The 14,150-nt window shown below is 61.4% G+C and carries 14 protein-coding genes; all 14 read left to right on the plus strand.

Annotated features, from left to right (window positions below; all coding sequences use genetic code 11):
- Positions 1–107 precede the first annotated feature (107 nt).
- Positions 108–959: a CPBP family intramembrane glutamic endopeptidase gene (locus QMX81_RS07205; RefSeq protein ID WP_282260073.1), complete on the plus strand. Its 852-nt coding sequence runs from the start codon at positions 108–110 to the stop codon at positions 957–959.
- A 73-nt stretch (positions 960–1,032) separates the two neighbouring features.
- Positions 1,033–1,839, plus strand: coding sequence for a M48 family metallopeptidase (locus tag QMX81_RS07210; protein ID WP_121043740.1), 807 nt, complete (start codon positions 1,033–1,035; stop codon positions 1,837–1,839).
- 142 nt (positions 1,840–1,981) lie between these two features.
- Positions 1,982–3,178: a tetratricopeptide repeat protein gene (locus QMX81_RS07215; RefSeq protein ID WP_282260078.1), complete on the plus strand. Its 1,197-nt coding sequence runs from the start codon at positions 1,982–1,984 to the stop codon at positions 3,176–3,178.
- Between the two features lie 257 nt (positions 3,179–3,435).
- Positions 3,436–3,993 (plus strand): energy transducer TonB, encoded by a 558-nt coding sequence (locus tag QMX81_RS07220; RefSeq protein WP_172407616.1) that lies wholly within the window; start codon positions 3,436–3,438, stop codon positions 3,991–3,993.
- 86 nt (positions 3,994–4,079) lie between these two features.
- Positions 4,080–4,838 (plus strand): TonB-system energizer ExbB, encoded by a 759-nt coding sequence (gene exbB / locus QMX81_RS07225; RefSeq protein WP_019184055.1) that lies wholly within the window; start codon positions 4,080–4,082, stop codon positions 4,836–4,838.
- Positions 4,839–4,895: 57 nt separating this feature from the next.
- Positions 4,896–5,321, plus strand: coding sequence for a biopolymer transporter ExbD (locus tag QMX81_RS07230; RefSeq protein ID WP_046272259.1), 426 nt, complete (start codon positions 4,896–4,898; stop codon positions 5,319–5,321).
- A 3-nt stretch (positions 5,322–5,324) separates the two neighbouring features.
- Complete coding sequence (locus QMX81_RS07235; RefSeq protein WP_046272258.1) at positions 5,325–5,738, plus strand: biopolymer transporter ExbD; 414 nt, start codon at positions 5,325–5,327, stop codon at positions 5,736–5,738.
- Positions 5,739–5,853: 115 nt separating this feature from the next.
- The gene (gene cls, locus QMX81_RS07240) at positions 5,854–7,314 is read left to right on the plus strand and encodes a cardiolipin synthase (protein ID WP_121044021.1); all 1,461 of its coding nucleotides are present in this window, start codon (positions 5,854–5,856) and stop codon (positions 7,312–7,314) included.
- A 68-nt stretch (positions 7,315–7,382) separates the two neighbouring features.
- Positions 7,383–7,643: a hypothetical protein gene (locus QMX81_RS07245; RefSeq protein ID WP_070474188.1), complete on the plus strand. Its 261-nt coding sequence runs from the start codon at positions 7,383–7,385 to the stop codon at positions 7,641–7,643.
- Between the two features lie 4 nt (positions 7,644–7,647).
- On the plus strand, positions 7,648–8,391 hold the full coding sequence (locus tag QMX81_RS07250) for a pyridoxine 5'-phosphate synthase (protein WP_121043748.1): 744 nt from the start codon (positions 7,648–7,650) through the stop codon (positions 8,389–8,391).
- A 286-nt stretch (positions 8,392–8,677) separates the two neighbouring features.
- Positions 8,678–9,769: a PA0069 family radical SAM protein gene (locus QMX81_RS07255; RefSeq protein ID WP_121043751.1), complete on the plus strand. Its 1,092-nt coding sequence runs from the start codon at positions 8,678–8,680 to the stop codon at positions 9,767–9,769.
- Positions 9,770–11,024: 1,255 nt separating this feature from the next.
- Entirely contained in the window at positions 11,025–12,356 is a 1,332-nt protein-coding gene (locus tag QMX81_RS07260; RefSeq protein WP_183073824.1) for an AAA family ATPase, read from the plus strand.
- Positions 12,356–13,318, plus strand: coding sequence for an HNH endonuclease (locus tag QMX81_RS07265; protein ID WP_147433925.1), 963 nt, complete (start codon positions 12,356–12,358; stop codon positions 13,316–13,318). The genes QMX81_RS07260 and QMX81_RS07265 overlap by 1 nt, the downstream gene beginning before the upstream one ends.
- A 508-nt stretch (positions 13,319–13,826) precedes the next feature.
- The gene (locus QMX81_RS07270; protein ID WP_147433926.1) at positions 13,827–14,147 is read left to right on the plus strand and encodes a DUF4279 domain-containing protein; all 321 of its coding nucleotides are present in this window, start codon (positions 13,827–13,829) and stop codon (positions 14,145–14,147) included.
- Positions 14,148–14,150 lie beyond the last annotated feature (3 nt).

Here is a 14,150-nt window from a genome sequence, read left to right on the forward strand (position 1 = left end):
CAACGCCCTGAAGGTCGCCAACCTGGATATCTGACACAATCGGGGACGGGCCGGCCGGGGGCGACCTGCACCCGGGCCGGCCATCGCCCCCCGATGCCAGGAATCCGATGTCCGCTACCCCCCCGGCGTCCATGACGCCTCCGCTGCCCCCTGCCGTCCCGTCATCGCCGCGCAAGCCGGGTTCCCCGCTCGCGGGCTTCTTCATCGACCTGGGCATTGGCGTGCTGGTGCTGCTGTCGCTGAGCCTGATCAGCGGCTTGGTCTGGGGGCTGTACCGCGGTGCGATCGTTGGCTACCAGGCCGCACGTGACGGTGCGGATGCTTCGGCCGTTGCCGGTCTTGCCCAGCAGCTGGGCCAACCCGGGGCGCTCGCCCAGATCCTGATGGCGCTCGTTGCTACCGGTGGTGCCGCGCTGGTGCTGTATTTCTTCCGTCGCCGGGCCACGCCCGCCGAACGTGCGCTGTCCTTCCAGGCGGCACGTCGCCCCTCGACATGGGGGTGGACATTGCTGGTGGCCACCGGTGTGATCATCGGCAGCAATCTGATCGCATGGTTGGCCAAGCAGGGGGGCATCGAACCGGTGCCGACCAATCTGGCGCTGATGGAACAGGCAATCACGCGTTTCCCCTGGTTCCTTGCCCTGTTTGCCGTCGTGCTCGCGCCGGCCTATGAAGAGCTGTTGTTCCGCCGTGTCCTGTTCGGTCGCCTGTGGCAGGCCGGTCGCCCGGTGTTGGGCATCGTGCTGAGCAGCCTGGCCTTCGCTCTGGTACATGAAATCCCCGGCACCAGTGCCAATGGCCCGTGGGAAATCGCCCAGCTATGGCTCGTCTATGGCGGCATGGGTGCGGCCTTCGCCTGGCTCTACCAACGCACCGGAACCTTGTGGGCGCCGATCGCCGCGCATGGCTTGAACAACGGCATCGCCCTGGTCGCGCTGATGTTCCTGGGCATCCATTGATCGATCACGCGGCTTGACGAAAATTTACGTCGCCGCGTTCCACACTGCGCACATGAACACGGGGGGATCGCACATGAAACCAGTGCTGTTGGGAATTGCCATCGCCATGCTGGTGAGCGCATGCGCCACCACGACATCACCTACCGGCCGCCGCCAGATGGTCGGCGGTGTTTCGCAGGCCGAGCTGGACCAGCTGGGCGCGCAGGCGTTCACCGAGACCAAGTCCAAGGGAACCCTCAGCAAGGACCCGAAGCAGACCGCGTACGTGCAGTGCGTGGTCAATGCGCTGGTCGCCCAGTTGCCGCCTCAGTACCGTGGCGTACGGTGGGAGACGGCGTTGATGGTCGACAAGGAGCCCAACGCGTTCGCCCTGCCCGGCGGCAAAGTCGGGGTCAATACCGGCATCTTCACGGTCGCCAGGAACCAGGATCAGCTGGCCGCTGTGATCGGCCACGAGATCGGGCACGTCATCTCCCGCCACCACGAAGAACGCATCACCCGCCAGATGGGGGCGCAGACCGGCTTGTCGGTTCTGGGCGCGCTGGCGGGCGCCGCGTACGGTGAGGGCGCGGCCAGTACCGTCAGCCAGCTTGGCGGCGCCGGTGCGCAGGCCGCGTTCCTGCTGCCCGGCTCGCGGACCCAGGAAAGCGAAGCCGATATCGTCGGCCAGCGGCTGATGGCCGAGGCCGGTTTCAACCCCGCCCAGGCAGTGGATCTGTGGCAGAACATGATGGCCGCCAGTGGTGGTCGCTCGCCCCAATGGCTGTCCACTCACCCCGATCCGGCCAACCGTATCCGCGAACTTCAGCGAGACGCGCCGTCCCTGAGTGGTGTATACCAACAAGCCCAGGCGGCCGGGCGCAGGCCGAAGTGCGGTTGACGCGCCCGGAGATGGCCCAAAGATGCTGTATTGCAGCATCGGAAACGATTTCTCACGCCATCAGTTTCTGATACGTTTGGCGGCTCAGATTTTTCTGACAGTCCGTTTTGATGCCGCTGCGGCGGTTCGATCGAGGTGAAAGATGATTTTCAGCAACCACAAGCAAGCCGTCCTTTCCGTCCTCATCGCGACCGCTGTAAGTGGCGCCATGATCACCGATGCCTTCGCCCAGGCCCGCTCGGCGGAGCGTGGCGCGCGGGGTGGGCAGAAGCAGGCCAAGGCCGAAGTGCTCTACCCGAACGCGACCCGCCAGGAGCCGGAGCAGAAGTCCTCGGCCAAGGTCGGCCCGAAGCTGCAGAAAATGATTGACAGCTACAACGACCAGAAGTTCCCGGAGACGCGCGCGCAGGCTGACGAAATCCTGGCGAACCCGGCCGCCAACACCTACGACAAGTCGCTCGCCGCGCAGCTCGCCTCGCAGGCGGCCTACCAGCTGGACGACGTCGCCTCGGCCAAGAAGTACCTCGAGCAGGCGCTGCAGCTCGGCGGCCTGGACAACAACGGCCACTATCAGTCGATGCTGATGCTCGGGCAGCTGCAGCTGCAGGACGATCAGATCAACGAAGGCCTGGCCACGCTGGACAAGTACCTCGCCGAGACCAAGTCGAACAAGCCCGAAGAGCTGATCGCCAAGGGCCAGGCGCTGTACCAGGCCGAGCGCTATGCCGAGGCCATCCCGGTGCTGCAGCAGGCCATCGCCGGCTCGCCCGAGCCGAAGGACAACTGGAACCAGCTGCTGATGGCTGCCATGGCCGAAGCCGGCCAGACCGGTGAAGCGGTCAAGCAGGCCGAAGCGCTGGCCGCCAAGAACCCGAACGACAAGAAGGTGCAGTTGAATCTGGCCAGCATGTACATGCAGGCCGACCAGATGGACCAGGCCGGCGCTGTCATGGCCAAGCTGTACGCTGCCGGCCAGCTGACCGACGAGCGCGAGTACAAGCAGCTGTACTCGATCTACGCCAACAGCGAGAACAAAGAAAAGGACGTCATTGCCGTTATCAATGATGGCCTGCAGAAAAACATCCTGAAGCCGGATTATCAGGTATACCTGGCATTGGCCCAGGCGTACTACTACTCCGACCCGCAGCAGACGGACAAGGCGATCGAGGCGTGGCAGAAGGCTGCCCCGCTTTCCAAGGACGGCGAGACCTACCTGAATCTGGCACGCGTGCTGCATTCGGAAGGTCGCATTCCGGAGGCCAAGCAGGCCGCCCAGCAAGCGCTGGCGAAGGGTGTGAAGAACCAGGCGGATGCCAAGAAAATCATCAACCTGAAGTAAGTAGGAATAACGCCTGAACGCCTGCATAAGTGATGCGCAGGCGCTCAGGATTGGTATAAGCTTGGAGGTTCCTGCGGTGTCATGCACCGCTGATCATGGGCTACCTGTCCCCGGGTATCCCGGCCCCACTAATGAGCTCTTGGCGCATGACGGAACAACTAGTCGTTCACAGGTACGAACAACGCGATGACACCGGCCTCTCCTGGCCGCGTATCGTGGGTATCGCTTTTGTAATCGCACTGCATCTCGCCGCCTTCATGATGCTTCTGATCCCCGCCGTGGCTCCCAAGGCCGTCGCGGAGAAAGAACGCAACATCATGGTGACCCTGGTCGACGCTCCGCCGCCGCCACCACCGCCGCCGCCGCCGCCGCCGCCGGATGACACCCCGCCGCCGCCGGTCAAGAACCTGTCGCCGCCGAAGCCGTCCCCGGTTCCGCCGCCGCCGCAGGCTCCTGTGGTCGATATCCCGGACCCGCGTCCGACCGACATCGTCACGCCGCCTTCGCCGCCGTCGCCGCCGCAGCCGCCGAGCACCATTGAGGCAAGCGTCGACATCTCGTCGAAGAACATGAACCCCCCGCGTTACCCGCCGGCCGCGTTCCGTGCTGGTATCCAGGGTGAAGTCATCCTGATCATTGACGTCGATGCCAATGGCAACGTCACCAATGTGTCGGTCGAGAAGTCCAGCCGTAACCGTGACCTCGATCGCGCCGCCATGGACGCAGCTCGCAAGTGGAGCTTCCGTTCCGCGGAATCGGGCGGGAAGAAGGTCGCAGGTCGCGTTCGCGTCCCGGTCAACTTTGCGCTGAACTGATAGTGGCCGGTGGCCCGCCGGCCACCGACCCTAGCGGTTATTTCTAGCAATACCCTTTATCACCACACACAACAAAGGTAAGCGTCATGCTGCAGGAACTTTTCATCGCCGCTGCTGCCGGGGGCAACTCCAACGCCCTGTCGCAGATGGGCTTCGAGCACCTGATCCACGAGATGACCACCCAGCCGGGTGACTTCGCCGTCTCCTGGGTCGTGCTGCTGACCCTGATCATCATGTCGGCCATGTCCTGGTACTGGACCGTCATCAACATCTTCCGCGCCACCCGTCTGAAGGCTGCTGCCGACAAGGTCGTGAGCCTGTTCTGGGATACCCCGAACGCCCAGGACGCCATCCGTGCGATGGAAGAACAGCCGGCTTCGGAGCCCTTCTCCAAGATCGCTCTGGACGCTGCACAGGCTGCTGCGCACCACCAGCGTTCGGAAGGCGGCACCTCGGGTGGCCTGGGTGAAAACCTGAGCCGTTCGGAGTTCGTCGATCGCGCCCTGCGTCAGGCCGTGACCCGCGAAAGCAACAACCTGCAGTCGGGCATGACCCTGCTGGCCACCGTCGGCGCGACCGCTCCGTTCGTGGGTCTGCTGGGTACCGTGTGGGGCATCTACGGCGCGCTGATCAAGATCGGTGCCACCGGTTCCGCCTCGATCGACGCCGTTGCCGGCCCGGTGGGTGAAGCACTGATCATGACCGCCATCGGTCTGTTCGTGGCTATCCCGGCCGTGTTCGCCTTCAACTTCTTCAGCAAGATCAACAGCGCCACGATCAGCAAGTTCGATACGTTCGCTCACGACCTGCACGACTTCTTCGCCACCGGTTCGCGCGTTCGCTAATAGCGACGCGCGTCACCCAGCGAGAACGTAGTCAACACGATCTAGACGGAGCCCGTTATGGCTTTCAGTAGTGGTAACAGCGGCGGCCCCATGGCCGACATCAACGTTACGCCCCTCGTGGACGTGATGCTGGTGCTGCTGATCATCTTCATCATCACGGCGCCCCTGATGTCCCACAAGGTCAAGGTGGATCTGCCTGAGGCCAACCTGGTGCAGAATCCGGAAGACGCTGAAAAGCGGGCGAGCCCGATCACCTTGGCAGTCAAGGAAGACGGCTCGATCTACTGGAACGACGAGGAAATCGACAAGCAGACTCTTGAGTCGCGCTTGGCGACCGCCGCCCAGCAGACCCCGCAGCCGCCCCTCAACCTGCGTGGTGATCGCACCACCAAGATGCGCGTCATCAATGAGATGACGAAGGTCGCGCAGGAACAGGGCATGCTCGACGTGGGCTTCGTCGCCACCAAAGTAAAGGGGCAGTAAGCCATGGCGTTCAGTACTGGTGGTAACAAAGGCCCCATGGCCGACATCAACGTCACGCCCCTGGTGGACGTGATGCTGGTGCTGCTGATCATCTTCATCGTCACCGCGCCGATCATGACGTACCCGATCGCCGTTGACCTGCCGCAGCGCGTGCTCAACCCACCGCCGGTGACGGTCGAACCGCCGCCGCCGATCGAGCTGAAGGTGGACGCCAGCAACCAGGTGTCGTGGAACAACAGCCCCGTGGCTGTGGGCGAACTGCAGCAGCGTATGGAACAGGAAGTGCAGCGCGATCCGACCAACCAGCCGGAACTGCGCATCGATGCCAGCCCGGACTCCGAGTACGACGTGATGGCCAAGGTGTTGGCTGCCGCGAAGAATGCTCAGATGAAGAAGATCGGCTTCGTACAGCAGTAATACGCAATACGCAGTCATGACGCGACTGGAAAACGCCCCTGGAAACAGGGGCGTTTTTTTTGTGCCGCCGGCCGTGGATACGCGCCAGCGCCACGCCGCCCGCTATCATCCGGCCATGCTTGCAACCTTCGACGTCTTCGGGGACTGGCTCGATGCCATCCCGCACCTGCGCCCCCTGATGGTGGCGGCCTACATTCTCTATCTGCTGTGGCTGACCGGCTGGATCATGCTGCAGAAGCGCGAGCCGGTCGCCACGCTGAGCTGGATCCTGTCGCTGGCCGCCCTGCCCTACCTTGGGCTCTTCATCTACTACCTGCTCGGCCCGCAGAAGGTGAAGCGGCAGCGCCTTCGCCGTGGCCGTTCGCGCTCGGGCATGGAGCACTACAGCAGCGTCTGTCCACCAGATGCGGACTGTACCGAGCTGGCCAAGATCGCCCAGGCCACGACCGGTCTGTCGCCAAGCTCGGCGACCGAAGTGGAGTGGCTGGTCGACGGTGCGGCCACCTACAGCGCGCTGCTGGCCGCCGTGGCCAAGGCGCAGGATCACCTGCACCTGGAGTACTACATCTTCAATCCGGACCACGCCGGCACCGCGCTGCGAGATGCGCTGACCGAGCGGGCCGCGGCGGGGGTACGGGTGCGCCTGCTGCTCGACGCGGTCGGCTCCTCCTCCATCCGCAAGCGCTTCCTGCAGCCGCTGCAGGATGCCGGTGCCGAAGTGGTGTGGTTCCATCCCCGGCAGCTGCTCAAGCCGTTCAAGCGGCCGTGGTTGAACCTGCGCACGCACCGCAAGCTGGTCATCATCGATGGCCTGCAGGCGTTCACCGGTGGCATCAACATCACCGATGAGGAAGACGAGAGCGTCCGCCCGGATGCGTATCGCGACCTGCACATGCGCCTGCGTGGCCACGTGGTGCGCAGCCTGCAGCTGGTCTTCATCGAGGATTGGATCTACGCCACGGGCCAGGAGCCGGCGCGCTTCAACATCGCGCAGTTGTGGCCGGAGACCATGCCCAGCCGCAGCGAGGGCAGCATCAATGCGCAGGTGCTGGTCTCCGGGCCGGATTCGTCGTGGGAGACCATCCACCGCCTGCACGTGGCGGCGATCCACGAAGCCAAGGAGCGCGTCTGGCTGGTGACGCCCTACTTCGTGCCCGGCGAAGCCGCGCGCATGGCACTGACCTCGGCCGCACTCGGCGGCCTGGACGTGCGCCTGCTGGTGCCCAAGATGAGCGACTCCTGGTTCGTCACCCAGGCCGCGCGCTCCTACTTCGACGAGCTGCTGCAGGCCGGGGTCAAGATCTACGAGTATGGCCCGCGCATGCTGCATACCAAGGCCTTCATCGCCGATGATGACGTGTGCATCGTTGGCAGTGCCAACTTCGATCACCGCAGCTTCCGGCTCAACTTCGAGCTCTCGATGATGATCAGCGATACCGGCCGCGTTGCCGCGCTGGCCGAGATCCTGCTCGCCGAATACAGCAGCGCCTCACCGGTCTACAACGACCGCCAGCGTTCGCTGTGGCGGCACCGTGTGCCCGAGGCGTTCGCCCGCCTGGCCTCGCCGCTGCTGTAGCCACTGCTCCCCGTGGAACCGCACCCGGCGCCAGCGCTACACTGGCCCGGTCAATCGGGGAGAACGACATGTACTGGCTGTTTCTGCTGTTCGCGCTGGCCTGTTTCGGCATGGCGCTCAAGACCCCCCACATGGGGCTGATGGCGCTGTCGCTGCTGGGCACCCTGGTGTTCCTGCTGGCGTGGGTCCGCGGCCTCTACGTGGCCCGCTTCGGCGATGTGCAGCCCACCCGCGCGGCCATCACCGATCCCAACGAACTCCGTCGGCTGCGGGAGCTCGCCCTTCAGGCGCGTACCCCGGCCGCTCAGGGTGAATCCGACCCCTCGTAGTGCCATGACCCAACTCAGCGTCAACGTGAACAAGATCGCCGTCCTGCGCAACTCGCGCGGTGGCACCGACCCGGACGTGCTGCAGGCCGCCCGTGCCTGCCTGGAGGCCGGCGCGCATGGGATCACCGTGCACCCGCGCCCGGACCGCCGCCACATCCGCGCCGAGGACGTGCTGGCGCTGTCCGCGCTGACGGCCGAGCGTGGCGTGGAATTCAACATCGAAGGCAATCCGTTCGCGCCCCCGCGCGAGGGCTACCCCGGGCTGCTGCCGCTGTGCGCGCAGACCCGTCCCGCCCAGGCCACCCTGGTACCCGATGGCGACGGTCAACTGACCTCCGACCACGGCTTCGATTTTGGCCGCGACGCGCAGCGCCTGCGCCCGCTGATCGCCGCGTTGAAGACGTACGGCTGCCGGATCAGCCTGTTCGTGGACGCAGGCAACCCCGACATCGCCCAAGCCGCGGCCATCGGTGCCGACCGCGTAGAGCTCTACACCGGCCCCTACGCCGAGGCGCATGCCGCCGGCGACGCCACCGCCATGCTGGCGCTGTTCGGCGATGCAGCGCGCCGCGCCCAGGCGGCCGGCCTGGGCGTCAACGCCGGGCACGACCTGTCGCAGGACAACCTGGCGGCGTTCCTGCAGGCGGTGCCGGACGTGCTGGAAGTCTCGATCGGCCACGCCCTGATCAGCGAGGCGCTGTACGCCGGGCTGGATGCCACGGTGAAGGGGTATCTGCGGCTGCTGTGATGCGGCGCATATCCCTGCCGCGCAAGGTACCCCGCATCCGGTAGGAGCCGAGCGCTGGTCGGCTCAGCCGCCGGGTGACATGGCACGCCAGGCACGCACCCTGACCCTGTGGATAATCTGGGGGATCAAATCGGTCCCCACCTCCGGCGAACCTTATCCGGCGCGGGTTTCACTTCCAATCACCTCTGTGGTTAGTAATACTACTAACCATGGATATCTCCCATCCCCGCCGTTCCGATGCCACAACGTCTCATTCCCTGAGACGTCCCGGCGATAGCCTTTGACGATGGGTATTGCGATCAAAGGCCGGGGCTCCCGCACGCACCTGGCGGGCCGCTTCGAGGTCACCGTCAGCGAAGCGATGGACGACGGCTGGGCGCCGGACGAGAGCGAGGAGTTCGCCGCGCCGCGGCTGCGTACCGAAGTGCGCGCCGAGACCGCGCGCAGCATCATCAGCCGCAACAAGTCGCCGGACGTCGGCTTCAGCCAGTCGGTCAATCCGTACCGCGGCTGCGAGCACGGGTGCTCCTATTGCTTCGCCCGGCCCTCGCACGCCTATCTCAATCTCTCGCCCGGTCTGGACTTCGAGACCAAGCTGTTCGCCAAGACCAATGCGCCGCAGCTGCTGCGCAAGGAGTTCTCGCGCCCCGGCTACGTGCCGCAGCCGATCGCGCTGGGCATCAATACCGACGCCTACCAGCCGATCGAGCGCAAGCTCAAACTCACCCGCCAGCTGATCGAGGTGATGCTGGAAACCCAGCACCCGTTCTCGTTGATCACCAAGAATGCGCTGGTCGAGCGCGACATCGACCTGCTTGCGCCGCTGGCCGAAAAGCACCTGGTCAGCGTGCACTTCTCGGTGACCTCGCTGGACCCCCACCTGTCGGCCAAACTGGAACCGCGCGCCTCGGCCCCGCATGCACGGCTGCGCGCGATGCGTCGCCTGAGCGATGCCGGCATCCCGGTCGGGGTGATGGTCGCGCCGGTGATCCCGTGGATCAACGATGCCGAACTGGAAGCTGTGCTCGAGGCCGCACACGATGCCGGTGCCACCACCGCCGGCTACGTGCTGCTGCGCCTGCCGCTGGAAGTGGCGCCGCTGTTCCGCGATTGGCTCGACACCCACCATCCGGACCGCGCCACGCACGTGATGAGCACCATCAACCAGCTGCGCGGTGGCAAGGATTACAACAGCCAGTTCGGCACGCGCATGCGCGGCGAAGGGGTCTACGCCGATCTGCTGTCCAACCGTTTCAAGCTGGCCCGCAAGCGCCTGGGCTTCGACGCGCAGCACAGCCATTGGCCGAAGCTGGACTGCACCCGCTTCCTGCGCCCGTTGCCGCCGCGGGCGGAGTCACCGCAGGGCTCGTTGTTCTGAGGTTTAAGACAAAGCCTGACTTGCCGCTGTCAGCACAATGAAAATTCCTTCTCGATTAAAAGTGCTACTCGTCTAGCGGTTAGGGGAAGTGACTCTGGAGAGCGCTGTAAATGACGTCCCTGATGATTGATTCTTGTTTAAATTGCGTGCAAACCATATAAGCACTCTGTTGCACTGACAACAGCCAGCCCTTCGGACTCCTAGCGGGGATTGCGTAGAGGAGACGAAGGAAGGCATTATCCGGCCGGGCTGAACGGGCCTGCACTTTAAGGAAGATGAGCGAATGCAGTACGTTGACCGCGGTACGGAGCCGCCCCCCCAGACTCTTCTCGGAAGTGTTCCAAAACTGCTGCGCAAGACGCTCTGTGACTTCATGGAGCAGCGCGACGAACGTCGTGCCCAGTCGAGTCCGCCCACAGGCTCTTTGAACTTCACGCAGGGAGGAATGCAACAGTCGCTCGAAAGGCTATTCAACGGTCGCTGCGCCTTCTGTGAGTCCGCTGGTCAGACGGAATACTATCAGTTCCGTCCCATCGGAGAAGCACAGCCATACAAGAAATCCGAGTACGCCCACCTATATTATTGCTGGCTGGAACTGGCTTGGCAGAATTTCTACGCAGTATGCGGCTCCTGTCGCCCCTCGGAAGCAGCGTACTTTCCGGTGAATGGCGGTCGTGCGGAGGTTCCGCATCACGACTTATTTTTCAGGTACTCGGAGCAAGACAACGGCCTTTGGCCTCCGGATTCGTACCCTCCACGAGAATCTCCTCTATTGCTTGATCCATGCGAAGATCGGGACTTCCAAAGGCATATCTGGATTGGATTGGAAGGTGATCTCCAAGGTGCCTCTCGGCGCGGTAGCATAACCATCAATCACTTTAATCTAAATAGGCCCGTCCTGGTCGAGGCACGTCGAAAAGCAAACATGCATCACTTAGGTAGAATACGCAATACGCTCCAGTATAAAAGCGTGAATGAAATGCCCGAGGATTTATTCAAGTTTGAAGGGTTGGAGTTTGGCGGGACATGGTACTTATTGCTCCGAAGATTGGCGGCTATAATGGCAGCAGAGACCGGTGTCCACTTATCTCTCTCGCGCAGAGACATTAAAAAAACCTTCCTTCGTCTTTGCAGTAGATCCGATGGTTTTCACCTATTTAATAAGTGTGAGCTGAGGCTAGAACGAGTCCTCAGTCCCCCGCCAGCCGAACCCCGAATTCCAGCGCGTAGACCAAGCCAAGCCCAATTGGTAGCCGTGGAAATCGAGAACTTTCGATCGATCGAGCATCTCCGGTTCGAGATTCCTGCTCCTTCCGATCCGGCAGAGGGTGGCAAGAGAACACCTGCACTTGTAATCCTGGGCGAGAATGCAACGGGCAAGAGTTCTATCCTCGAAGCGATCACGATGGCGTTGGCCAGCTCAGAAGCGAACCTCGCACTAGGGATTCCCGATCGCCAGCTCATTCTGTCACCAGATCACTTTGGTGAATTCGATGTATCCCCCCCTCCCTCCGCGAGTATCTCACTTCAACTCCTAGAGGAGGGCAAACTACTCACGCGGAACATGGAACTTGGCATCTCATTTAGCAATCAAAGAACAGCCAAGTCTGAAGATGCCATCCCTGTTTTCGCCTACGGCGCTTTCAGAAAATATGGAATGAGGTCGCCGGTAGGCTCAGCGTCTAAACACATTCGCAATTTGTTCGATGCCAGTGATCTTCCGAACCCTGAGAAATGGTTGCTGGACCTGAGCGAAGAGCGTTTCGCAATGGTGACGCGTGCGCTTCGCACAGTTTTCTCAATTGAAGGAGAATTCGACGTGATTCTCCGCGATCAAAGTGAGCGTCGATGCCTGCTTGTGAGCGACGTTGATGAGCAAGGACGCCCTTTGTCCGCTACGCCACTTCAGACGGCGTCTTCGGGCTTTCGCTCCGTGCTCGCGATGACCTGCGATGTCATGCAGGGAATGATGAATCGCCGCTTCAATCCGAAATTCGAAAGCTTGCACACGTCACGCGGGGTAGTGCTAATCGATGAGATAGAGTCACATCTGCATCCGCGATGGAAGATCGCGATTGTAAGTGCGCTTCGCCAAGCGCTTCCCAACGTGACCTTCATTGTGACAACGCACGATCCGCTGTGTCTGCGCGGTATGGATGACAATGAAGTAATCGTCCTGCGCCGTGCCCGCTTGAAAAGTGGCCGTACCGCCAGAGGTATGCGTAGCCGCGTAGAGATACTCAAAGATGTACCTGCAGTAAGCTGCTTTCGAATCGAGCAACTTCTTACCTCTGATCTATTCCAACTTAACTCCACAGATGATCCTGCGGTTGAAGCAAGGATGTCAGAGATTTCCAGTCTGCTGGCGTCTACGGATGTCACTGATGCTCAACAACAGACTATTGATGCATTCAAGAATGACGTCTCAGCCGCAATGCCAGTCGGTACGTCGGAGGCTCAACGCATTGTGCAGGAAGCTGTAGCGGAGTACTTGCAACAGCGTACGCAAGAGCAGGCGAACCAGATGTCGCAGCTGAGGGAAAGCGTTAAGAAGCGAATAATCGATGCTCTCCGCGGAGGAAGCTGATGCGCAAGGTTAATCGCAGCAGCGTGCCTGCCCCGCTTTGTCTTGTGGCGAAGGACAAAAAGGGAAAAACGGAATATCAGCGTGCAAAGGCGCATCAAGCTGCCGCTAAGAGGGCCAAGAATGCCAAGACGCCTCAGAAGCCCAAGCCTTCCTTTGAGTACTCTGCGTACAAAAAGGGTGAGGTGAAGCGCGCGCTTGCAACCCTCTTCCATGGCAAATGTGCTTACTGCGAGACGTTCTATTCAGCTTCATCGCCAGTGGATGTTGAGCACTATCGACCGAAGGGATCCGTCGATGGGGTCAAAGATCACCCCGGGTACTGGTGGCTAGCTATGCGTTGGGAGAATCTTCTGCCGAGTTGCATCGACTGCAACCGGCGACGCGGCCAGTGGAATCCGTCCTGCGCGATTACTTTGATCAAAGCGACTGTACCAGCGTCAGTCGGGTGGAGCTGGGTGCAGTCAGGTAAGCAGGATCATTTTCCGATAGAAGACGGAAGCCTTCACATTAGTACGGAGACCGGGGTTCTTTCCACTGAAAACCCTCTACTTTTAGATCCATCTGTCGACGATCCAGCTCAACACTTGTGCTTTCATGTGGCTGCTGCGGGCCAGCTCGCATTGGTTGGGCCAGCGCCCGGAGGAAGCCTAAGGGGAAAAACGTCGATCGAAGTGTATGGCTTGAACAGGCTTGGCCTTGTGCAAGAGCGAACGCGTTCGCTACGCCAACTGGAGTTCATGGGGGCACTAGTGTTGGAACTCGGATGCATCATCGAGGATCTGGAGTCGGGGCACGTGTCGGTTGGACCGCGCGGCTCGTCCGTCTCTGACATTCCAGGTCGTTTGCGACTGGTGCAGGACACATTGTTTGGCCGTATACGGGAGATGGCTCAGCCAACATCGCCTTACTCGGAGATGGCGAAAACGTGGATCGCTGACTTCTCAAGACGCCTAGGAGCTTAGTGAGCGTATCCCAAGATCGCGGTGCAGCAACGCGGCTTGAAACTCTGTCTGCCTTTCTCGGAAAAGCTACGGCGATACTGCATCTAAGGCGGAGCAATCGGCGCATAGTAGCGCGAATGCGCTTTGGGCCTGACCTTGGCTTAAGTGCGTCGCTCTTGCTTCATCTGAAGAGATAAACGAAAAGCGGTTGAGACTGTATTCAACTAAAATTGTACGATTGACGCAAAGCCAAATCGGCAATCAGATAGCTGGCGGCTTACGAGTGTTCAGAGCGGTAAAGTCATTGGATGATGCTTCGTATTCAGTCTAACAGCAGCCATTGGGGAGAGCGCTTGACGCTATATTGATGGAGAGCCCGAAAGAGAGCTGAGGCAATCTGCTCTGAAAGGTGCACGCCACAAGTGCGAGCCTGCTCGTTGCGTAGTAAATGGAGTCCGAACAAGCGATTTAGGGTGGTGGCAACTTCTTCATCTACACCAAGCTATAGGTAGCCAGCGAGACGCTATGCTTGAAACCAGAGGTCAGTCACAGCATTGGAACGCAAGAGAGGACTCCATTTGGCGATCGCCTTGAAGGCCCTACCCGCTGCACCTACCGCGGCTTTCCGCTCGTCGAGAAGACACCGGGTGTCTTTACGGATGTGCTGAGTGAGCTGCTGAGGCGCATTGAGCGGTATCGCGGATTCTTCGCGCAGACCGTGCTCGACGGTGGCCGCACGGAACTCTTTGTCGGTGTCTTCAAAGAGGATTCGGTCGGGTTCACCCTTGAGCCGCACGTGATGATCGAGTTGGCCAGTCTTTCGTTGGAGCTGTCTGTCGATATCTACTGATAC

The organism is Stenotrophomonas sp. PS02301 (assembly GCF_029959485.1).
GTDB lineage: Bacteria > Pseudomonadota > Gammaproteobacteria > Xanthomonadales > Xanthomonadaceae > Stenotrophomonas > Stenotrophomonas maltophilia_Z.

Excerpts from the sequence above, each read along its gene's own strand:
- QMX81_RS07205 (WP_282260073.1), top strand. The coding sequence starts at position 108 with ATGTCCGCTACCCCCCCGGCGTCCATGACGCCTCCGCTGCCCCCTGCC.
- QMX81_RS07210 (WP_121043740.1), top strand. The coding sequence starts at position 1,033 with ATGAAACCAGTGCTGTTGGGAATTGCCATCGCCATGCTGGTGAGCGCA.
- QMX81_RS07215 (WP_282260078.1), top strand. The coding sequence starts at position 1,982 with ATGATTTTCAGCAACCACAAGCAAGCCGTCCTTTCCGTCCTCATCGCG.
- QMX81_RS07220 (WP_172407616.1), top strand. The coding sequence starts at position 3,436 with ATGATGCTTCTGATCCCCGCCGTGGCTCCCAAGGCCGTCGCGGAGAAA.
- exbB (WP_019184055.1), top strand. The coding sequence starts at position 4,080 with ATGCTGCAGGAACTTTTCATCGCCGCTGCTGCCGGGGGCAACTCCAAC.
- QMX81_RS07230 (WP_046272259.1), top strand. The coding sequence starts at position 4,896 with ATGGCTTTCAGTAGTGGTAACAGCGGCGGCCCCATGGCCGACATCAAC.
- QMX81_RS07235 (WP_046272258.1), top strand. The coding sequence starts at position 5,325 with ATGGCGTTCAGTACTGGTGGTAACAAAGGCCCCATGGCCGACATCAAC.
- cls (WP_121044021.1), top strand. The coding sequence starts at position 5,854 with ATGCTTGCAACCTTCGACGTCTTCGGGGACTGGCTCGATGCCATCCCG.
- QMX81_RS07245 (WP_070474188.1), top strand. The coding sequence starts at position 7,383 with ATGTACTGGCTGTTTCTGCTGTTCGCGCTGGCCTGTTTCGGCATGGCG.
- QMX81_RS07250 (WP_121043748.1), top strand. The coding sequence starts at position 7,648 with ATGACCCAACTCAGCGTCAACGTGAACAAGATCGCCGTCCTGCGCAAC.
- QMX81_RS07255 (WP_121043751.1), top strand. The coding sequence starts at position 8,678 with ATGGGTATTGCGATCAAAGGCCGGGGCTCCCGCACGCACCTGGCGGGC.
- QMX81_RS07265 (WP_147433925.1), top strand. The coding sequence starts at position 12,356 with ATGCGCAAGGTTAATCGCAGCAGCGTGCCTGCCCCGCTTTGTCTTGTG.